Source organism: Streptomyces uncialis, from assembly GCF_001905345.1.
GTDB lineage: Bacteria > Actinomycetota > Actinomycetes > Streptomycetales > Streptomycetaceae > Streptomyces > Streptomyces uncialis.
This window is the reverse complement of record NZ_LFBV01000009.1, coordinates 286,976-308,194: the sequence shown is the minus strand read 5'-3', so window position 1 is coordinate 308,194 and position 21,219 is coordinate 286,976. Positions and strand designations below refer to the sequence as shown.

Here is a 21,219-nt window from a genome sequence, read left to right as displayed (position 1 = left end):
GGGGCCGGGCCGCCGGGACCTGGGGGGGGACCGGCGGTGGTCCGGAGGGCGGGATCAGTTGGCCGTCCTGTCGGAACGGGCTCTTTCGATTCTGCCTCACCGGCCGGTCCGGCTCATCCGCGCAGATCCACCAGGAGCGGGGGCGCGTGCTCGCCTCGGACGGTGGTGAGCGACAGTACGGCGTGCCCGGCGGGTACGCCGTGGGCGAGTTCGGAGGCGGACCAGCGTTCGCGTTCGACCTGGCGGACGGTGACGGCGCGGGCGGTGGGCGACCGGCCGGTGATCACCCGGCGCAGCGCGTGGGCGGTCTTGCCGAGCGGTGTCTCGGCGATGATCTGGCGGTCGGTGACGTCGCGCGCCTCGGTCCATTCCTTGCCCCAGACCTCGGCGAAGTCCTGGCCGTCCCACGGGGTGAGTCCGGCGAGCGCCATCCGGCAGCCGATCGCGCCGAGCAGGGGGCCGCGCAGCGGGCGGGGTACGTCGTCGAGGGTGCGCAGGGTGAGGACGGCCCCGGCGTGGCCGGAGCGCAGCCGCTGGATGCCGCGGACGGCCTCGGGGGTGATGACGCCGGTGGCGTCGTCGAGGACGAGGCAGGCGAACAGGGAGCGGTCCTCACGGGCGGCGACACAGGCAGTGAACTGGGCGAGGACGAGGCGGGCGATGATCCGGGAGGCGTCGGCGTGGCCGCGTTGCGGCAGGTCGATCCGGACCCGGACGGGGCGGTCGATGGCCCGCAGCGAGAACGGGGCGGCGGCGCCGGAGGTGTCGAAGAACCCGGCGAAGGCGGGCCGGTCGAGGAGCGCGATCCGGTCCGCGAGCACCCCGCCGACGTCCCCGGGCTGGGAGAGCTGCCGTTCCCGGGCGGACAGCTCACGCAGCATCCCGTCCTGTCCGGCGTCGATGAGGGCCCGGCGCAGTTCCCGCAGGGGGCCGGGTGCCCCGTCGAGCAGTCCGCGCAGCTCGGGAACGGAGGGGAAGCGGCCGTGGACGGTGCGGAAGGGGCCGAGGAGCTGGGCGAGGACGGTGGTGGAGCGGCGGCTGTCACCGCCGGGGTTCGGGTCGGTGAGGTCGCCGACGAGGGCCTCGGCGAGGACGGCGGCGGCCTCGTCGGCGTCGGTGGCGCCGCCGTACAGGTCGAGGTCGTGGGCGGAGTCGGGCGCTCCGATCCGGACGACGATGTCGTAGCCGTCGACGGCGCCGAGTCCCGCTCCGGCGGCGCCGACCACGACGACGGCGGCGCGTCCGGCGAGTGCCTGAAGGCACAGGGACTCGGCGACGGGCCGTACGAGGCCGCCGGTCTTGCCCGAGCCGGCCGGGCCGACGGCGAGCAGGGAGGTGCCGAGCAGATCGGGGCCGAGGCCGAGGCCGGCGCCCCGGAAGCGGTAGGGGTTGCGGGAGTCGTCGGCGGTGGTGCCGATACGGACCTGTGCGGTGAGCAGGTCGTGCGGGGCGGCGCGGCCGGGCAGGTCACGGTCGCCGGAGGGGTGGAGGCAGGCGGCGGCGCCCCGGGCGGTGACGGCGGCGGAGAAGTCGGCCATGCTCTGGCGTCCGGCGCGTACGGCCTGCCAGGCGCGGGTGATCCGGGCGTGGTCCACGTCGCGCATCAGTCCGGTGCGCGCGTCGGCGGTGAGCCGGTCGGCCGCGCCGAGGAGTCCGGCGGCGCGCAGCTGCGGCCACTGGGCGGGGTCCTCCTCGGGGGTGGCCGGGGCGGCGCCGGTCACGGGTGCGGGTCGGCGCAGCCGGGGGGCGAGGTAGCGCTGCCAGATCTCGGGCCAGCGGCCCATCCGGGCGGCGGTGAGCAGGATGCCACCGCCGACGAGGACGTAGTAGAGCGTGGAGGTGACGAAACCGGCCTTCTCCTCGCTGGGGGTGAGCGGTTTGGCCCACTCCTCGGGGGTGAGGACGTAGTAGGGCCACATCCAGTAGCCGCCGAGGTAGTTGTTCCACAGCAGCGACCAGAACAGCCAGCCCACGAGGAACGCGATGAGCGCGCCGCTGAAGAGCTGGCGGGCGGGGGTCTCCTCGGGCTCCTCGTCGGGCCGGGGCCGGTGGCCGAACCGCCAGACGCCGGGTGCGGCGTCGGGGCGGGGCGTCCGGAGCCAGCCGAGGAATCCGGCGCCGTCGGGCGCGGGCGGGGCGCCGGTGGGGCCGCCGGACGCGGGCGGCGCGCCGGGCGCTCCGGTGGGCCGGGGCGGCAGGGCGGCGGGGCGCGGCGGCGGGCCGCCCGGTCCGGAGGTGCCGGGGTACGCGCCGGGCGCGGGGTGTCCCGGCCGGGCGCCCCCGGGCGGGTACGCGCCGGTGCCGTCGTGACCCGCGTACGGGTCCGGGTACGGGTCCGGTGCGGCGTCCGGGGCTCCGTACCGGGGCTGTGGTGTGTGCCAGGGCGCCACTGGCGCCGGGTCGCCCGTACGGCGTACCGGCCCGACCGGTCCGTCCGGCGTTCTGGCCGGACGGGGCACGGGTGCGGCGTGCGTACCGCGTGTGTCCTGTGTGCCGTCGTCGCCGTCGCGTCCGTCGTGCTTCACGACCCTGCCCCCTGACCTGCCGGTCCCCTGTGTACGGCCGTCAATCTAGTGCCCCTGCCCGGGGAGCGCGGCGGTTACGCGCCGCCGCCGTGGGGAAGGCGCCGTCCGGCGCGCCTCCCGGCGGCCCGGGCGGGACTATGTCCATGGCGGACAACGACCCGTCCGAACAACTCCCCCGTGGAGCATGCCCACCTTCCCGGACCGGCTCTAGCCTGCGGAGGAACCCCGACAGACCAGCGGAACCGGAGCAGCGGCGAGCGGCCGCGTCCGCGCCACCGCGTCCGTGACACCCCCAGGAGCCCCATATGACCGCACTGCCGCAGGAGCGCCGCGTCGTCACCGCCATCCCCGGCCCGAAGTCCCTGGACCTCCAGGCCCGGCGCACCGCCGTGGTCGCGGCGGGTGTGGGCTCCACGCTGCCGGTGTTCACGGCCCGCGCGGGCGGCGGCATCATCGAGGACGTGGACGGCAACCGGCTGATCGACTTCGGTTCCGGTATCGCCGTGACCAGCGTCGGCGCGTCCGCCGAAGCGGTCGTACGCCGTGCCACCGCGCAGCTCGCCGACTTCACCCACACCTGTTTCATGGTCACGCCGTACGAGGGTTACGTGGCTGTCGCCGAGGCGCTGGCGGAGCTGACCCCGGGCGACCACGCGAAGAAGTCGGCGCTGTTCAACTCGGGTGCCGAGGCCGTCGAGAACGCCGTGAAGATCGCCCGCGCGTACACCAAGCGGCAGGCGGTCGTGGTGTTCGACCACGGGTACCACGGCCGGACCAATCTGACGATGGCGCTGACGGCGAAGAACATGCCGTACAAGCAGGGCTTCGGTCCGTTCGCGCCCGAGGTGTACCGGGTGCCGGTGGCGTACGCGTACCGCTGGCCGACCGGTCCGGAGAACGCCGGCGCGGAGGCGGCCGCCGAGGCTATCGACCGGATCGTCAAGCAGATCGGCGCGGACAACGTCGCCGCGATCATCATCGAGCCGGTGCTCGGCGAGGGCGGCTTCATCGAGCCCGCGAAGGGCTTCCTCCCGGCGATCAGCGAGTTCGCCACCGAGAACGGCATCGTGTTCGTGGCGGACGAGATCCAGTCCGGGTTCTGCCGCACGGGCCAGTGGTTCGCGTGCGAGGACGAGGGCATCGTCCCGGACCTGATCACCACGGCCAAGGGCATCGCGGGCGGGCTGCCGCTGGCCGCCGTCACGGGCCGCGCCGAGATCATGGACGCCCCGCACGCGGGCGGCCTCGGCGGCACCTACGGGGGCAACCCGGTGGCGTGCGCGGGCGCGCTGGGCGCGATCGAGACGATGAAGGAGCTGGACCTCAACGCGCGCGCCAAGCGCATCGAGGAGCTCATGAAGGCCCGGCTCGTCGCGATGGCGGAGAAGTTCGACATCATCGGTGACATCCGCGGACGCGGCGCGATGATCGCGATCGAGCTGGTCAAGGACCGTACGACCAAGGAGCCGAACGCCGAGGCGGCGGGCGCGCTCGCCAAGGCGTGCCACGCGGAGGGCCTGCTGGTGCTCACCTGCGGTACGTACGGCAACGTCCTGCGGTTCCTGCCGCCGCTGGTGATCGGCGAGGACCTGCTGCACGAGGGCCTCGACATCCTTGAGGGCGCCTTCACCCGGATCTGATCCGGGCCCGGCCGATACCGGCCGGCGTCCCGGGTCCGCCCGGTGCGCCGGTCCCGTCGGCCGCCCGTCCCGCACTCCTCGTCCTGTACTTTCCGTACAGGGACGGTCACTGTCCGCCCCGGACCGTTCACATGCGGACGCCGAGCGGCAGAGGGTGTGAAGAAGGTGTGCGGGGCCCATGTCGGGGTGCCGTTCCGGCTGTCGGAAGGGCGTCCCGCTGTCGTAGGTTCGGTGCGGATGAGAGAAACACCTCGCCCGGGGGTGACCCCGGGCGGCTCCGGTGCGTGGCCTCCCCAGTCGCGTACCGGCCGTGCGTTCGCGCACACCACCGGAGCCTTCGGCGCCGGGACTCCTCACCGATCGGACGGCCGCCCGCCCCAAACCCCCCGGGGCGCGCGGCGTTCCGGTCACCCCGGCCGCCCCGGAACCACCCCCCCTGTTCCGGGGCGGCCGAACACACTTCTGGGCCGCTGGCCCCTGGCCGCCTTCGTGCTGTGCGCGCTGGTCCTCGTGTGCGTCACCTGGCAGGTCGCCGCCGGTGGTCCGCTGCTGAGGGCCGATGTCCGCGCCGCCGGAGTGCTGCGGACCTCCGCGATGCCGGACGGCCCCGCCGAACTCCTGGCCGACCTCGGCAATGTCCCCGTGGCGCTGTCCGTCCTCGCCGTCGCCGCCGGATACGCGGCCTGGCGGGCGCGGCGGGCCCGGATCGCCCGCTGGTGGGCCGGACCGGCCGCCGCCGCACTGCTGCTCCTGGTGACTCTGCTGCTGGTGGTGGCGATGAAGGCGCTGATCGGCCGTCCGGGGCCACCGGGACCGGTCGGCGGTACGGGGTTCTACCCGTCGGGTCATGCCGCGACCTCCGCCGCCGCGTACGGCGCGGCCGTCCTTCTGCTGCTGCCCTGGACGCGCGGCCGGACGGCGCGGCGGGGGCTCGTCACGGGCTGTCTGCTGGTCGTGGTGGGCACGGGGTACGGGCTGGTGCGCCGGGGCTACCACTGGCCGCTGGACGTGCTCGGGAGCTGGAGTCTGTGCGGGGCGCTGCTGGTGCTGGTCGCGCTGTGCGTGCCCGGCTCCGGCGGGCGCACCGGGCGGCGGGACACGGACGGGCCGCCGGACCCCCCGGTGGGCTGAGGGGTCCGGCGGCCCGGGGCCGCGAGGTGTCAGGGGCGGCACGTCATCGTGCCGCCGCGCGTCACACGGCCGGGAAGTACGTGTCGAAGTTGCGGGAGAACTGCCAGTTGTTGTGGCGGTCCCAGTTGATGGACCAGGTCATGAGTCCGCGCAGGGCGGGCCAGGTGCCGTGGGTCCGGTACGAGCCGCAGTTGGTGTTCTTGGTGAGGCAGTCGAGGGCCTTGTTGACCTCGGCGCTGGAGACATGGCCGTTGCCGGCGTTGACGGAGGCGGGCATCCCGATGGCGACCTGCTCGGGGCGCAGCGCCGGGAAGACGTTGGCGGTGTTGCCCGCGACGGGGAACCCGGTGAGCAGCATGTCGGTCATGGCGATGTGGAAGTCCGCGCCGCCCATGGTGTGGTACTGGTTGTCGAGGCCCATGATCGGGCCGGAGTTGTAGTCCTGGACGTGCAGCAGGCTGAGGTCGTCCCGCAGGGCGTGGATGACCGGCAGATAGGCGCCGCAGCGCGGGTCCTGGCCGCCCCACTGGCCCCGGCCGTAGAACTGGTAGCCCATCTGGACGAAGAACGTCTCGGGGGCCATCGTCAGCACGAACTTGTTGCCGTACTTGGCCTTCAGGGTCTTGAGGGCGTCGATCAGGTTGACGATCACCGGGGTCGTCGGGTTCTTGAAGTCGGTGTCACCGGCGTTCAGGGACAGGGAGTGGCCCTCGAAGTCGATGTCGAGTCCGTCGAGGCCGTACTCGTCGATGATCCGGGAGACGGAGGTGACGAACGCGTCCCGGGCGCCGGTGGAGTTCAGCTGGACCTGGCCGTTCTGGCCGCCGATGGAGATCAGGACCTTCTTGCCCGCGGCCTGCTTGGCCTTGATGGCGGCCTTGAACTCGGCGTCGCTCTCGACGTTCGGGCACTCGGTCACCGGGCAGCGGTTGAAGCGGATGTCGCCGGAGGTGACGGAGGTCGGCTCACCGAAGGCGAGCTGGATGACGTCCCAGCTGTCGGGGACGTCGGCCATCCGGGTGTAGCCGGAGCCGTTGGCGAAGCTGGCGTGCAGATAGCCGACGAGGGCCTTCGGGGGGAGACCGCCGTCGCCCCCTCCGCCGCCCTCGGTGGTCCGGGCGGGCACGGCCGCCGATCTGGCGGACTCCCCCGCGTCGTTGGCCGCGGTCACCTGGAAGCTGTAGTCCGTGACGGGCCGCAGTCCGCTGATGGTGGTGGAGGTGCCGGTGACGGTCTGGACCTTGACGCCGCCCTGGTAGACCGAGTAGCTGGTGGCGTTCGCGACCGGGTTCCAGGTCAGCGGGACGCTGGTGGCGCCGATGGTGCCGGTGCGCAGGCCGGTGGGGACGGCCGGCGGCTGGCCGGGGTCGACGGACGGGCCGACCAGGGAGATGTCGTCGGCGTGGTAGGCGGCCGTGCCGTACCAGCCGTGGGTGTAGAGGGTGACCCGGTTGGTGCCCGCGCCGGTGCGGAAGGTGGTACTGAGGCGCTGCCAGTCGGCGGCGGACTGGGTCCAGTTGAACCCGTCGCCGTTGGGTGTGCCCGTACCGGTGACGCCGAGGTAGACGTAGCTGCCCCGGACGAATCCGCTGAGGGTGTACACCGAGTCGGGCTTGACGGTGACGGTCTGGGAGCAGCGCGCGTTGTCGCCGCCCGAGGGGGTCGCGCGCAGCGCGGACGTGCCGGTGCGCACGGGTGTGGTGACGGTGGCTCCGCTGCCCGCGGAACAGTTCCAGCCGTCGAGGCCGGTTTCAAAGCCTCCGTTGCGGGCGAGGTCGGCATCGGCCGCACGGGCGACCGATGACGTGATGGTGAGGCCGGGCAGTACGGCCAGCGCTGTGGCCGCCAGCACGGCGAGAAGTCTGGGACGGAATCCGCGGACGGGGGGACGTACGCGCGGTCTGGTGCGATCCACGACAGCCTCCGGACATGGGGGGATGTGGCAACACGAAGTGCGTGGGTGGAGCGCCGCTCAACTTGGTCCAGACCAATTCCGTTGTCAAGACCTCCGGCGGTTATCCGCTGTCGCGGGGCCGCCCGTCACGACGGCCGCGGCCGCCGCCCTCGCCGCCCGTCAGCCTCCGGTCCCGCGCGCGAGATCCGCCGCCGCCTCGTGCATGGCCAGTTCGAGCAGCACGGGGTCGGTGAGGGTGCCGGAGCCGTCCGGCGGGATCAGCCACCGCACCCCGCCGGTGGCCCGGCCGGGATAGGGGACCACGATCCAGGTCCCCGGCCCGGCGGCGCGCACCCCGGTGCCGAGCCAGCGCGAGGCGGTGCCGGACGGGACGAAGAAGCCCGTCCGGGAGTCGCCGAAGTCGGCGAGCACGGGGCCCGGCCGGTCGATGACCCGGCTGAGCACATCGAGCGTGGGGCAGCCGAGTTCCCCCGGCAGGATCAGGACGTCCCAGAGCCGGCCCGCCGGAAGGAGGGTGACCCCGAGGGGGTTGCGCTCCCACTCCCAGCGGCAGACGTCGGGGTCTGGTGCCACCGACACCAGCCATTCCACAGCGGACTTGGCCATTGGCCCGGTCATGTCGTGCCTCCGATTCCCTCAAGGACCGCGGGTGCGGCCCCTGTTGGGAGGCGGTGGAACGCCAAGCGTTACGCGGGTTCCGGCTACTAGTTGGTAGTGAACTGCGTCACAGCCCCTGACCTGCGGCGACACAGAGCCGCCCACCGGGATGACCGATGGTCATATCAACCGACCGGACCGATGTCCCGACGGCCGGGCGCTCGCGGCGGGACACCGGCGCGACCCGGACGGCGATCGCTAGCTGTCGAACCCGAGCCCCAGCCGGTCCATCGTGCGCAGCCACAGATTGCGGTGCCCCTCGTTGGCGTCGGCACGGGCGAGGGACCACTTGGTGAGCGCGATCCCCGTCCACGCGAACGGTTCGGGCGGGAACGGCAGCGGCTTCCTGCGGACCATCTCCAGCTCCGTGCGCTCGGTCCGCTCCCCCGCGAGCAGGTCCAGCATCACCTCGCCGCCGAAGCGGGTGGCGCCGACGCCCAGCCCGGTGTACCCGGCGGCATAGGCGACCCGGCCGCCGTGGGCGGTGCCGAAGAACGCCGAGAACCGTGAGCAGGTGTCGATCGCCCCGCCCCACGCATGGCTGAAACGGACCCCTTCGAGCTGCGGGAAGTACCGGAAGAAGTGCGCGGCGAGCTTCGCGTACGTCTCGGGCCGGTCGTCGTGCTCGGCGCTCAGCCGCCCGCCGTACGGGTACACCGCGTCGTACCCGCCCCACAGCACCCGCCGGTCGGCGGAGAGCCGGAAGTAGTGGAACTGGTTGGCGCTGTCCCCGAGTCCCTGGCGGTTGGCCCAGCCGACGGACGCCAGCTGCGCCTCGGTCAGCGGCTGGGTCATCAGCGCGTAGTCGTACACCGGGACCGTGTACGGGCGCACCCGCTTGACCAGCGACGGGAACACATTGGTGCCGAGCGCGACCCGCCGCGCGAAGATCCTGCCGTACGGGGTGCGCACCGCCATGCCCGCGCCCCGGGCGAGCAGAGTCAGGGCGGGGGTGTGCTCGTACACCCGGACGCCCAGCGACACACAGGCGCGTTTGAGGCCCCAGGCGAGCCGGGCCGGGTTCAGCATCGCCACCCCATCCCGGTCCCAGACGCCCGCGCGGAACAGCGGTGAGTCGACCTCGCCGCGCACGGCGTCCTCGTCCAGGAACTCCCGGCCGTCCGCGAGACCCCGGCGGCGCATGTCCTGGTACCAGGCGCGCATCTCGTCGGCCTGGTACGGCTCGGTCGCCACGTCCAGCTCGCCGGTCCGCTCGAAGTCGCAGTCGATGCCGTAGCGGGCGACCGCCGCCTCGATCGCGTCGAGGTTCTGGACACCCAGCTTCTCCAGCCGGCCGATCTCGCCGGGCCAGCGCGCCAGACCGTTGTCCAGCCCGTGGGTGAGCGAGGCGGCGCAGAAGCCGCCGTTGCGGCCGGAGGCGGCCCAGCCCACCGAACGGCCCTCGACGAGCACCACGTCCCGGTCCGGGTCGCGTTCCTTGGCGAGCAGCGCGGTCCACAGCCCGCTGTAGCCGCCGCCGACCACCAGCAGATCGCAGTGCTCGGTACCGGTGAGCGCGGGCTCGGCGGGAGGCCTGCCGGGGTCGTCCAGCCAGAAGGGGACGGGCCGCGCGTCGGCGAGGGACGTGGTCCAGCGGGTCATGGCACTCGGGGCCATGATCTCAACTCCCTACAGGGATCGTACGGTTGTGCCGTGGTACGGGGGATCTCGCGCGGGCGCGGTTATGCGTGACGCTTTCTGCGGCGGTTCCCGATCACCATGCTGATCAGCACGAACAGTACGGCGATCAGGAACATGGCCGTACCGATGACATTGATCTGAACGGGTGTCCCGCGCTGCGCCGAACCCCAGACGAACATGGGGAAGGTGACGGTGGAACCCGCGTTGAAATTGGTGATGATGAAATCGTCGAAGGACAGGGCGAAGGCGAGCAGCGCGCCCGCCGCGATCCCGGGCGCCGCGATCGGCAGGGTCACCCGGAGAAATGTCTGGACGGGGCCCGCGTAGAGGTCCTGGGCGGCCTGTTCCAGACGGGGGTCCATCGACATGACCCGCGCCTTGACGGCGGTCACCACAAAACTCAGACAGAACATGATGTGCGCGATCAGCACCGTCCAGAAACCGAGTTCCGCGCCCATGTTGAGGAACAGCGTCAGCAGCGAGGCGGCCATCACGACCTCGGGCATGGCCATCGGCAGGAAGATCAGCGAACTGACCGCTCCCCGGGCCCGGAAACGATATCTGACCAGGGCGAACGCGATCATCACCCCGAGGACCGTGGCCCCGATGGTGGCGAAGGCGGCGATCCGCAGACTGAGCGAGAGCGAACCGCACAGATCGGCGACGCCGCACGGGTCCCGCCAGGCGTCGGTGGAGAAGTTCTGCCACTCGTAGTTGAAGCGGCCCTTCGGTTTGTTGAAGGAGAACACCGTGACAACGACATTCGGCAGCAGCAGATAACCGAGGGTCAGCAGACCGGCGATGACGACGAGATTACGGCGAATCCAGCGCAGAACGGCCATCAGACCAGATCCTCCGTCCCGGACTTGCGGATGTACAGCGTGACGATGACGAGGATCGCGGCCATCACGATGAACGACAGCGCGGCGGCCGTCGGATAGTCGAGAACCCTCAGGAACTGCGTCTGGATGACATTGCCGATCATTCGGGTGTCGGTGGAACCGAGGAGATCGGCGTTCACATAGTCACCGGAGGCGGGAATGAAGGTGAGCAGCGTCCCGGAGACCACACCCGGCATCGACAGCGGCAGGGTCACCTTGCGGAAGGTGGTGAAGGGCCGGGCATAGAGATCGCCGGAGGCTTCGTGGAGCCGTCCGTCGATGCGCTCCAGCGAGGTGTACAGCGGCAGGATCATGAACGGCAGGAAGTTGTAGGTGAGTCCGCAGATCACCGCGAGCGGGGTCGCGAGGACGCGCTCCCCGTCGGTCATCCCGAGCCAGCTGGTCACATCCAGGATGTGCAGGGTGTTGAGGAGTTCGACCAGCGGTCCGCTGTCGGCGAGGATGGTCTTCCAGGCCAGGGTGCGGATCAGGAAGCTGGTGAAGAACGGCGCGATGACCAGGACGAGGACGACATTGCGCCAGCGTCCCGCGCGGAACGCGATCAGATACGCCAGCGGATAGCCGAGCAGCAGGCACAGCACGGTCGCGGACCCGGCGTAGAGCACCGAGCGCAGGAACTGCGGCCAGTAGTCGGTGAGCGCTTCCCAGTACGTGGCGAAGTGCCAGGTGACCTCGAAGCCCTCCTCCAGGGACCCGGTCTGTACGGAGGTGGACGCCTGGTAGACCAGCGGCAGGGCGAAGAACACCAGCAGCCACAGGATGCCCGGCAGCAGCAGCCAGTAGGGGGTGAGTCTGCCGCGTCTGCGCGGCGGGCGGGCCGCCGGCCCGGGGGCCGTGTCCGCCGGCGCCCCGGGGGCGTCGGTGACCGTACTCATGCGGCCTCCTCCACCGACTCGACACCCGCGTCGATGTCCTGGGCCGCGTCGAGGCCGAAGGTGTGGCCCGGGTTCCAGTGCAGGACGACCGGGGTGCCCGGGACCAGCCGGTCGTCACGCTCGACGTTCTGGACGTACACCTCCAGCTCCGGGTGGACCGGGCTGTCCACGAGGTACTGGGTGGACACCCCGATGAAGCTGCTCGCGGTGATCGTCCCGGGCACCCGGTTGCGGCCGCCGGGTATCGCGTCGGCGTCGTCCGCGTGGGTGAGGGACATCTTCTCCGGCCGGACCCCGGCCAGGACCTTCCCCCCGCCGCCGGTCGGCGCCGAGCAGCGGGCCGCCGGGAGCACCAGCCGGCTGTCCGCGACGGTGAGCACCAGTTCCTCGCCGGAGCGGCTGTCCACGGTCGCCTCGATGAGGTTGGAGGTGCCGAGGAAGTTCGCGACGAACGTGGTGCGCGGGTTCTCGTAGAGGTCGGCGGGCGCCCCGAGCTGTTCGACCCGGCCCTTGTTCATCACCGCGACCGTGTCGGCCATCGTCATGGCCTCCTCCTGGTCGTGGGTGACATGGACGAACGTGATGCCGACCTCGGTCTGGATGCGCTTGAGTTCGAGCTGCATCTGGCGGCGCAGCTTGAGGTCCAGGGCGCCCAGCGGCTCGTCGAGGAGCAGCACCTTGGGGTGGTTGATCAGCGCGCGGGCGACGGCCACCCGCTGCTGCTGGCCGCCGGAGAGCTGGTGCGGTTTGCGGCGCGCGAAGTCACCGAGCTGCACCAGGTCGAGCATCTCCTCGACCTGCTTCTTCACCGACCTGATGCCGCGCCTGCGCAGTCCGAAGGCGACGTTCTCGAAGATGTCGAGGTGCGGGAAGAGCGCGTACGACTGGAAGACGGTGTTGACGGGCCGTTTGTACGGCGGCAGCGCCGTCACGTCCTGCTCACCGAGGAACACCGTGCCGGAGGTGGGCTCCTCCAGTCCCGCGATCATCCGCAGGGTGGTGGTCTTGCCGCAGCCGGAGGCGCCGAGCAGCGCGAAGAACGAGCCGTGCGGCACGGTCAGGTCGAGCGGATGGACGGCGGTGAAGGAGCCGTACGTCTTACTGATCCCGGTGAGGCGGACATCGCCGCCGTGTTCGGTCGTCATGGTGGTTCCCGGGGTTCGAGGGGCGAGGGACACGGGCGGGACTCAGGGGACGTGCGGGCCGCCGTGGGGCCGTGGCCGGGGGTTCCCGCCGGGGCGGTGCCGGTTCGGACGGGCCGTGCCGTGGGGCGCGGGCGGTGGCGGCCGGACGGGTGAGGAGCCGTGCGGAGCGGGGCCGGGCCGCGCCGGGTCAGGCGCCGGACAGCTTGGCGAACTTCTCCTCGTACGCCGTCTCCTCCTTGGAGCTGAGGGAACGGAAGGAGTGCGACTTCGACGCCATCTCCTTGTCGGGGATGATCAGCGGGTTCTCCGCCGCCCCGGGGTCGATCTTCGCCAGTTCCGCCCTGACCCCGTCGACGGGGCACACGTAGTTGATGTACGCGGCGAGCCGGGCAGCGGGGCCGGGCTCGTAGTAGTAGTCGATGAGCCGTTCGGCGTTGCGCTTGTGGCGGGCCTTGTTGGGGATCAGCAGATTGTCGGAGGCGATCATGTAGCCGCTGTCCGGGACGACGAAGTCGATGTCCGGGTTGTCGGCCTGGAGCTGGACGACGTCCCCGGCCCAGGCGACACAGGCGGCGATGTCGCCCTTGGACAGGTCGGAGGTGTAGTCGTTGCCGGTGAAGCGGCGGACCTGTCCCTTGTCGACGGCCTTCTGCACCCGGGCGATCGCCGCGTCGAAGTCGTCGTCGGTGACCTTGCCGGGGTCCTTGCCCATGTCGAGCAGGGCGAGCCCCATGGTGTCCCGCATCTCGGAGAGCAGCGAGACGCGGCCCTTGAGCTTCGGCTCGTCCAGCAGGTCGGACAGCGAGCGGACCTCCAGCCCGTCGAGGGCCTTGCGGTTGTAGGCGATGACCGCCGGGATGCCCGTCCAGGGGTACGAGTACGCCCGCCCGGGGTCCCAGTCGGGGCTGCGGAACTGCTGCGACAGATTGGCGTACGCGTGCGGGAGGTTCGACGCGTCCAGTTTCTGGACCCAGCCGAAGCGTATGAGGCGCGCGGCGAGCCAGTCGGTGACGTTGATCAGGTCCCGGCCGGTGTCCTGACCTGCGGCGAGCTGCGGTTTGACCTTCCCGAAGAACTCGACGTTGTCGTTGATGTCCTCGGTGTACTTGACGGTGATCCCGGTGCGCTCGCGGAAGGCGTCCAGGGTCGGGCGGCGTTTGCCGCTGTCGTCCACGTCCATGTACTCGGTCCAGTTGGAGAAGGTGACCCGCTTCTCCTTGTCCGAGTGGTCCTGCGACGACACCGTCTCCGTCCTGCCGGCCGGGGGGATGCCGCAGCCGGTGAGGGCCAGGGCGCCCCCGGCGGCGAGCGCGCCGCCCGTGGAGGCGCGCAGCAGGGTGCGACGGGAGAGCGCGCCCCTGCCGCCCTGGAAACTGCGCCGCATGGCGGCCTTCTGCGCCGGGGACAAGGTCTCGGGCTCGGAACTCATGCGCGTGATGCCCTTTCGGAACAGGGGGACCGGGTTCTCGTCACGGCCGGTCCCGGCGGTCACGCCGCCTGGGGCGAAGGGGTTACCGGTCCCCGAAGATCGTGCGGTGCCAGTCCTTCCTGGCGACCGCGGTGTTGTCGAACATGACGTGCTTGACCTGCGTGTACTCCTCGAAGGAGTAGACGGACATGTCCTTGCCGAAGCCGGACGCCTTGAAGCCGCCGTGCGGCATCTCGCTGATGATCGGGATGTGGTCGTTGACCCAGACACAGCCCGCCTTGATCTCACGGGTGGCGCGGTGGGCCCGGAACACGTCCCGGGTCCACGCGGACGCGGCGAGACCGTAGGGGGTGTCGTTCGCGAGCCGCAGGCCCTCGTCGTCGGTGTCGAACGGGACGACGACCAGGACCGGGCCGAAGATCTCCGCCTGCACGATCTCGCTGTCCTGCGGGGCGTCCGCGATCAGGGTCGGCCGGTAGAAGGCGCCGCTCGACAGATCACCGCCGGGGATCTCCCCGCCGGTCACCACCCGGGCGTAGCCGCGGGCCCGCTCCACGAACGCGGCGACGCGGTCGCGCTGGGCGTACGAGACCAGCGGCCCCAGGTCGGTGGCCCGGTCGAAGGGGTCACCGAGCCGGACACCGGCCATCAGGTCCGCGACCCCGGCGATGAAGGCGTCGTACAGCGGGCGCTGGACGTACGCGCGGGTGGCGGCCGTGCAGTCCTGACCGGTGTTGATCAGGGAACCGGCGACGGCGCCCTGGATCGCGGCCTCCAGATCGGCGTCGTCGAAGACGACGAAGGGGGCCTTGCCGCCCAGCTCCAGATGGAGGCGCTTGACGGTGGCGGTGGCGATCTCCGCGACCCGCTTGCCGACCCCGGTGGAACCGGTGAACGACGTCATCGCGACCCCCGGGTGCCCCACCAGATGCTCGCCCGCCTCCGGCCCGGCGCCGGTGATGATGTTGACGACCCCGTCGGGGATGCCCGCCTCGGCCGCCGCCTCCGCGAACATCAGCGAGGTCAGCGGGGTCAGCTCGGCGGGCTTCAGCACGATGGTGTTGCCCGCGGCGATCGCCGGGAGCACCTTCCAGGCGGCCATCTGGAGCGGATAGTTCCAGGGCGCGATCGACCCGACGACACCGATCGGCTCACGGCGCACGTACGAGGTGTGGTCGGCGGAGTACTCCCCCGCCGACTGGCCCGCCAGCTGCCGGGCGGCACCCGCGAAGAAGGCAGCGTTGTCGATGGTGCCCGGTACGTCGAACTCCCGGGTCAGCTTGATCGGCTTGCCGCACTGGAGGGACTCGGCCCACGCGAACTCGTCCGCCTGCTCGGCGAGGACGGCCGCGAAGCGGTGCAGCGCGTCGGAGCGCTCGCCCGGGGTGCGGCCCGACCACTCCGGGAACGCCGCGGCGGCCGCGGCGACGGCCGCGTCCACGTCGTCGCGGCCCGCCAGCTGATACGTGTAGACGTCGTCGCCGGTCGCGGGGTCCACCACCGTGTGGGCGCGCTCGGAGGTGCCCTTGCCGAGCCGGCCCCCGATGTACTGGGCGCCGTCCGCGAAGCGTTCCTGTGCCTGGAACCGATGGCCCGGGTTGTGCATGACGCTCTCCTCCGCCGGCCCTTCCCGTCACCCGGGTGCGGCGTAGCTTCAGCTCGATTTGAGTGCCGATCCTGGCAGAGGCGTACTGGTCCAACAAGTGATTCAGTTGTTGCCTTTTGGTCACGCGACGGAATCTGTTGACCAGGTGTCGAGCCGAAGCGGAAAACAAAGGACGGGATGTCCGTGGTGCGTGGCACAGTGGCGTGCATCGGCCGGGCGAGGGGGAGAACGCGATGAACGCAGGTCAGAGCATGCGCGGGGAGTCGGTGGCGGAGGCCGTCCGGGGAATTCGTTCCCGGGAGGATCTGCTGGCCGTGACCGCCGAGGGAATTCGGGTGAAATACCTGCACTTCTGGCGTCACCAGCCGGCGGTGGAGGGCGAGGTCGACGGCGGTTGCTTCAGCCAGTGGTATCCCTCGCCGTTCACGGTCGAGGGGGTCGAGTACGCGACGGCGGAGCACTGGATGATGGCCGAGAAGGCGCGGCTCTTCGGTGACCCGGAGGCCGAGCGGGCGGCCGTCGCGGCCAGGCATCCGGCCGACGCGCAGAAGGCGGGGCGCCGTGTCCGGGGCTTCGACGAGGCGGTCTGGGCGCGGGAGCGGTTCGGGATCGTGGTGGCGGGCAGCACGCGCAAGTTCGCCGCGCATCCGCGGCTGCGGGAGTTCCTGCGCGGTACGGGTGAGCGGGTGCTGGTCGAGGCGAGTCCCGTGGACCGGGTCTGGGGGATCGGGCTCGCCGGGGACGACGAGCGGGCGGGTGATCCCGCGCGGTGGCGGGGGCTGAATCTGCTCGGTTTCGCACTGATGGCGTGCCGCCCGCACGTAGGCCACTGACGGTCACCGTCCCGTACGGGTCGCCTTCGCTTGCGCTTTCGAGGTCTGTCCGGCGGGACGTACTTCGTTCCTGTACAGGTCGTCCGTGGGTGCGCAGTTCCCCGCGCCCCTGGGTACTCGGTGCTGAGCGCACTTCGTTGCTGTGCCGTCGCTCGGTGGTTTCGCGCAGTTCCCCGCGCCCCTTTGGGGCGCGTCCGGTCGGTTCTTCGGGTCGGTGCCGGTCGGGATTCTCCGTCCTCGATCCGACACGCTCGGTACGACGCCCCCTTACCCGACTGAAGAGCATCGGAGTCTGCGAGCAGAGATTCCCGCCCACCCCCTCCCGCAGCAGCGCGAGTCCGCGAGGAGGGGGGTTCCGCAAGCGAAGGACCTTCACCTGACCAACAGCCTCAAGTGGCGCCCCAAAGGGGCGCGGGGAACTGCGCAAAGACGAGGACAGCCCCGCACCCGACGAACAACCCGAAGGGGCAGCATCCAGGGGCGCGAGGAACTGCGCGAGCAACCAAGGACCACCCGCACCCGAACGAGAACCGCAAGCGGGCGCGACCCCAGGGGCGCGGGGAACTGCGCACCCACGAACGTACCCGCACCGGAACAAGTACGCCCAGGAGTGGAACCCCAGGGGCGCGAGGAACTGCGCGAGCAACCAAGGACCACCCGCAGCCGAACGAGAACCGCAAAGGGCGCGGCCTCAGGGGCGCGGTGAACTGCGCAAAACGACGAGCGACGGCACAGGAACAAGTACGCCCACCCGGACAGACCTAGGAAGCGCAAGCGAAGGCGACCCGTGAGGTCAGCGGAGGCTCGAAAGCGCGAGCGAAGGCGACCCGTTGTCGTCGTAGAGGCTGTCCGGCCAGTTGCCGGGCGCGACGATCAGCAGGACAAGGAGCCCCGCGGCCAGCGCCGCGCCCACCGCCCCGCAGATGAGACCCGCCAGGGCCTGCCCCGGGTTGGACGCGAGCCCCTTGCTCGCCCGCGAGCGGGCGATCGCGCCGAAGATCACCGCGAGGGCGCCCGTGATCAGCGCCACCGGCCAGAGACAGAAGATCACCACCGAGATGATCCCGAGGACCAGGGAAGCGACCCCCATCCCGTCCCGCGGCGGCTGCGGCATCCCGCCCCAGCCGAAGCCGGGACCGTTCGGATACGGCGGCTGAGGCATCGCCGCACCGGGGTACCCGGGGTATCCGTGCGGGTACTGCTGACCCGGGCCCTCGGGCCCGGTCGGGGGCGGCGGCACCGGGCTGCTCATGGGCACCGTCCCCGGCGGTGGGAACCCGGCAGGCGGGGTGGGATGCCCGGTGCCGGGCACGGCGAAGGGGTTGGGTGCGCCCCCGGTGCCGTGCGGCGTCGGCATCGAGGCGACGGTCGGCTGGCTGTGGGCCGGGGTGTCACCCGTGGGCGGCGCCCACGGGTCCCGGTGCGCCCCGCCGTTCCCGGCACCGGGGACCTCCAGCGGCGTACCCGCACCGGCCGGGGTGGCCCGCTTGGTGAGGTCGGGGCCCGAGGCTCCGCCGGGACGCGAGGTGTCATCGGCCGGGGGTACCGGCGCCCAGGGGTCGGCGGGAGCCGCACGCTCGGCCGACCCCGTACCCGTACCCGTACCCGGGACGGAATCCGTACCGCTGCGGGGGTCGGTGGGTGCGGCGTCCGCCGGGCCGGCCGGGCCGCCGTCCAGGTACTCGGGACCGTCGCCCGGTCCCCCGGACCCCGCAGTCCGGTCGTCCGCGTGCCACTGCTCGCTCATCCGTTCGCCCCCTCCGTGCATGTCCCGACATGCTACGGCCCCCCGTCGCGCGGACCGCCCGGCCGCCTACGATGGGGCCGCAGCAACGATCAGCCGATCACCGCGCCCGGCAGAGGCGCCGTTCCCGGGGAGGAACCCTTGACCGATCCGCACGCCTTCATCAACGGGCTGCCGAAAGCCGAACTGCATGTGCACCATGTCGGCTCCGCCTCCCCCCGGATCGTCTCCACACTGGCCGCGCGGCACCCGGACTCGAAGGTCCCCACGGACCCCGAGGCCCTGGTCGACTACTTCACGTTCACCGACTTCGCGCACTTCGTCCAGGTGTACCTCTCCGTCGTGGACCTGATCCGCACCCCGGACGACGTACGGCTGCTGACCTTCGAGATCGCGCGTGATCTGGCGCGGCAGCAGGTGCGGTACGCGGAGCTGACCCTCACGCCCTGGTCGTCGACCCGGCGGGGCGTCCCCGAGCGGGAGTTCATGGCCGCGATCGAGGACGCCCGCAAGGCCGCCGAGGCGGAGCTGGGTGTGGTGCTGCGCTGGTGCTTCGACATCCCCGGTGAGGCCGGGCTGGAGGCGGCCGAGGAGACGACCCGGCTCGCCGTCTCGGACCATCTGCGCCCCGAGGGACTGGTGTCGTTCGGGCTGGGCGGACCCGAGATCGGGGTGCCCCGGCCCCAGTTCAAGCCGTACTTCGACCGGGCCATCGCGGCGGGCCTGCGGTCCGTGCCGCACGCGGGCGAGACCACCGGACCCGGCACCATCTGGGACGCGCTGCGCGAGCTGCGCGCCGAGCGGATCGGCCATGGCACCAGCGCCACCCAGGACCCGGAACTGCTCGCCCATCTCGCGGAGCACCGCATTCCGCTGGAGGTGTGCCCGACCTCCAACATCGCCACCCGCGCGGTGCGCACCCTGGAGGAGCACCCGCTGAAGGACATGGTCGACGCCGGGGTCCTGGTCACGATCAACTCCGACGATCCGCCGATGTTCGGTACCGACCTCAACGGCGAGTACGCGGTGGCGGCCCGGCTGCTGGACCTGGACGAGCGGGGTATCGCCGCGCTCGCCAAGAACGCCGTCGAGGCGTCGTTCCTCGACCCGGCGGGCAAGCGGCGGCTGACCGAGGAGATCGACGCGTACACCGAGGCATGGCCGGCGGGCTGAGTCCGACGGGGCGATGAGCCCGGCGGAGGGGTCCCGGGGCTGCCCGCCCCGGGGCCCCTCCCGCACAATGTGCGCATGCGCGCTGTCACCGCCGTCGCCCACCGCGGCGATCCCTACCGGGCCCGTGAGAACACCCTGCCGTCCCTGCGTTCCGCGCTGGAACGCGGCGCGGACGCCGTGGAGATCGATGTCCGGCTCACCCGGGACGGGGTGCCGGTGCTGCTGCACGACGCGACCCTGAAGCGGCTGTGGGAGCACGACCGGCCGCTGGACGGGCTCTCCGCCGACGAGGTACGGGGACTGACCGGCGGCGGGGTGCCCACCCTGGCCGAGGCCCTGCGGGAGACCGGGGGCAGCCGGGTGATGGTCGACCTGCCGGGCGCGGGGGCCGCCGGGGTGCGCCGGATCATGGGAGTGATCCGGGACTGCGGCGCCGCGGAGCGGGTGTACTACTGCGCGGGCGCCCGGACGATGCTGATGGTCCGGGCCGTGGACCCGCGCGCCGAGATCGCGCTCACCTGGACGACGCTGGCGCCGCCCCGGCCCGCGCTGCTGGACGCGGTGCGCCCGCGCTGGCTCAACTACCGCTTCAGCCTGGTCGACCGGGAGCTGGCACGGCGCGTCCACGACGGCGGACAGCTGCTGTCGGTGTGGACGCCGGACACCTCCCGCTCGATGCGGCGGCTGCTCGCGGCGGGCGTCGACTCGATCACCACGAACCGCGTCGGCACCCTGACCGCGCTGCGCGCCCGTACCGCCCCGCGGGTGTGACAGGGCGCCGGTCTCACGGCACCCGGGTGAGCAGGATCTGGCCGCCTGCCGTGAGCGGCCGGGCGTCCACCAGAGCGCGTACCCAGCTGACGACGGCGTAGCGGCCGGAACGCATCGGCATCCGCAGGACGGCCTCATGGCCCGGGGTGAGCGGGGTGGCGCCCAGCGCCCCCGAGAAGTCGACCGGCGGCGGGCCCGGCTCACCGGCGAAGAACGCCACGATGTCCGCCTCGGTGACCGCGTCGTCGGGCACCGGGTACAGCCGTGCCTCGGCGACCTGTTCCCGCATGGCGTTGACGAACCGCAACGGCTGGTCGGCGAGCACCCGGCCCCGCAGCGTGAACCGTGGCGCGCCGGCCGCGTTCTCGTGGGCCGTCAGCGTCCCGCACGGTACGGGTGCCCGGCCGCCGGGGCCGTCGGCGGTGACGGTGAGCGGGCGCACGTACTCCGCGCCGGGCGCCGGACCGCGGCCGATGCCGGGCATGAAGTCCAGGTACTCCAGCAGGAGATGACGGCCCGGGGCCAGGGTGACGGTGGCGTCCGCGACGATCCCGGAGTGGTGGGAGGCCCCGCCGAGCTGGGTGGCGGTGGCCATCATCACGCGGGACGCGTGGATGACGTCGGCGGGCGCCTCCGCGGTGAACAGCGCGCGCAGCCGGGTACGGAACTGCTCCTCCGTGACGCCCGGGTGGAGGCGTACGACCCCGACGGTCCCGGTGCGGGGGCTGGTGTTGCGGACCCGGAGCGTCACGGCTCCGGCCACGGTCCGGGCCGGGGCGGTGAACGCGTCCTCCCCGGTGCCGATCTCCAGGACCGGCGCGGACGGGACGTTACGCCGTCCCCGCTGGGGCGGTGCCGCGCCGATGAGGGCGGCGGCGCCCGCCGCCGTCACGGCGGTCAGGGCCGCTCGCCGGGTCCACTGTTCCATGGGTACCTCCAGATGTGCGTGTTCCCGGGGGCCGCATGAAGCACGGTGGCCCCCGCAGGAACTCCAGTGAATCCATGGCGCCCGGTGACGGTCATCGTGCCTGCGGAGGAAGGGAGGTGATGGATGGTCAGGGAAGCGGAGCGCTTTCCTGGGGCCTGGTCCCGGTGGCACGCCCCGTCCGCCGCCGACCGCCCGGCGCCGTACCGGTGACGGACCCTAAGGGCCGACCCTGAGGTCCGGGGGCCGTGGCGCGGTGTTCCACCCTGGCGTCCACCAGGGTCGCGAACCTCCTCGGCGACGATAC

16 protein-coding genes are annotated in these 21,219 nt (G+C 72.0%); 5 read left to right on the top strand and 11 right to left on the bottom strand.

Features of this window, described 5'->3' with window-relative positions; genetic code table 11:
* Positions 1–113 precede the first annotated feature (113 nt).
* On the bottom strand, positions 114–2,198 hold the full coding sequence (locus tag AB852_RS30000) for an ATP-binding protein (protein ID WP_073793431.1): 2,085 nt from the start codon (positions 2,196–2,198) through the stop codon (positions 114–116).
* A 632-nt stretch (positions 2,199–2,830) separates the two neighbouring features.
* Between AB852_RS30000 and gabT the strand changes: the two genes are divergently transcribed.
* Both gabT and AB852_RS29990 read left to right on the top strand, forming a co-directional pair.
* Positions 2,831–4,165, top strand: a complete 1,335-nt coding sequence (gabT, locus tag AB852_RS29995; protein ID WP_073793360.1) for a 4-aminobutyrate--2-oxoglutarate transaminase — start codon at positions 2,831–2,833, stop codon at positions 4,163–4,165.
* A gap of 489 nt (positions 4,166–4,654) precedes the next feature.
* Positions 4,655–5,296 carry a phosphatase PAP2 family protein gene (locus tag AB852_RS29990; protein WP_342748510.1) on the top strand — a complete coding sequence of 214 codons (642 nt, stop codon included), beginning with the start codon at positions 4,655–4,657 and terminating at the stop codon, positions 5,294–5,296.
* Positions 5,297–5,357: 61 nt separating this feature from the next.
* On the opposite strand, the gene AB852_RS29985 is transcribed toward AB852_RS29990, so the two are convergent.
* The 8 genes from AB852_RS29985 to AB852_RS29950 form a co-directional block, all read right to left on the bottom strand.
* The gene (locus AB852_RS29985; RefSeq protein ID WP_073793359.1) at positions 5,358–7,211 is read right to left on the bottom strand and encodes a chitinase; all 1,854 of its coding nucleotides are present in this window, start codon (positions 7,209–7,211) and stop codon (positions 5,358–5,360) included.
* Between the two features lie 159 nt (positions 7,212–7,370).
* The gene (locus AB852_RS29980; RefSeq protein ID WP_073793358.1) at positions 7,371–7,829 is read right to left on the bottom strand and encodes a hypothetical protein; all 459 of its coding nucleotides are present in this window, start codon (positions 7,827–7,829) and stop codon (positions 7,371–7,373) included.
* 237 nt (positions 7,830–8,066) lie between these two features.
* On the bottom strand, positions 8,067–9,485 hold the full coding sequence (locus tag AB852_RS29975) for an NAD(P)/FAD-dependent oxidoreductase (RefSeq protein ID WP_073793357.1): 1,419 nt from the start codon (positions 9,483–9,485) through the stop codon (positions 8,067–8,069).
* A gap of 65 nt (positions 9,486–9,550) precedes the next feature.
* On the bottom strand, positions 9,551–10,351 hold the full coding sequence (locus tag AB852_RS29970; protein ID WP_073793356.1) for an ABC transporter permease: 801 nt from the start codon (positions 10,349–10,351) through the stop codon (positions 9,551–9,553).
* Positions 10,351–11,286: an ABC transporter permease gene (locus AB852_RS29965; protein WP_073793355.1), complete on the bottom strand. Its 936-nt coding sequence runs from the start codon at positions 11,284–11,286 to the stop codon at positions 10,351–10,353. The genes AB852_RS29970 and AB852_RS29965 overlap by 1 nt, the downstream gene beginning before the upstream one ends.
* Entirely contained in the window at positions 11,283–12,431 is a 1,149-nt protein-coding gene (locus tag AB852_RS29960; RefSeq protein ID WP_073793354.1) for an ABC transporter ATP-binding protein, read from the bottom strand. Before AB852_RS29960 ends, AB852_RS29965 begins: the two co-directional genes overlap by 4 nt.
* Positions 12,432–12,618: 187 nt before the next feature.
* Entirely contained in the window at positions 12,619–13,860 is a 1,242-nt protein-coding gene (locus AB852_RS29955; protein ID WP_073793429.1) for an ABC transporter substrate-binding protein, read from the bottom strand.
* 82 nt (positions 13,861–13,942) lie between these two features.
* Positions 13,943–15,466 carry a gamma-aminobutyraldehyde dehydrogenase gene (locus tag AB852_RS29950; protein WP_073793353.1) on the bottom strand — a complete coding sequence of 508 codons (1,524 nt, stop codon included), beginning with the start codon at positions 15,464–15,466 and terminating at the stop codon, positions 13,943–13,945.
* 233 nt (positions 15,467–15,699) lie between these two features.
* On the opposite strand from AB852_RS29950, the gene AB852_RS29945 reads away from it, so the two are divergent.
* Positions 15,700–16,299, top strand: coding sequence for a riboflavin biosynthesis intermediates N-glycosidase (locus AB852_RS29945; protein WP_245876969.1), 600 nt, complete (start codon positions 15,700–15,702; stop codon positions 16,297–16,299).
* 793 nt (positions 16,300–17,092) lie between these two features.
* On the opposite strand, the gene AB852_RS29940 is transcribed toward AB852_RS29945, so the two are convergent.
* A complete protein-coding gene (locus tag AB852_RS29940; RefSeq protein WP_073793351.1) occupies positions 17,093–18,046 on the bottom strand; it encodes a DUF4190 domain-containing protein in 954 nt (317 codons plus the stop codon).
* Positions 18,047–18,142: 96 nt separating this feature from the next.
* Here AB852_RS29940 and AB852_RS29935 point away from each other — a divergent pair, with 96 nt between their 5' ends.
* Together AB852_RS29935 and AB852_RS29930 are read left to right on the top strand one after the other, a co-directional pair.
* Entirely contained in the window at positions 18,143–19,216 is a 1,074-nt protein-coding gene (locus AB852_RS29935) for an adenosine deaminase (RefSeq protein ID WP_073793428.1), read from the top strand.
* Between the two features lie 75 nt (positions 19,217–19,291).
* Entirely contained in the window at positions 19,292–19,987 is a 696-nt protein-coding gene (locus AB852_RS29930; RefSeq protein WP_073793350.1) for a glycerophosphodiester phosphodiesterase, read from the top strand.
* Between the two features lie 13 nt (positions 19,988–20,000).
* On the opposite strand, the gene AB852_RS29925 is transcribed toward AB852_RS29930, so the two are convergent.
* Positions 20,001–20,915 carry a hypothetical protein gene (locus AB852_RS29925; protein ID WP_073793349.1) on the bottom strand — a complete coding sequence of 305 codons (915 nt, stop codon included), beginning with the start codon at positions 20,913–20,915 and terminating at the stop codon, positions 20,001–20,003.
* Between the last annotated feature and the right edge of the window lie 304 nt (positions 20,916–21,219).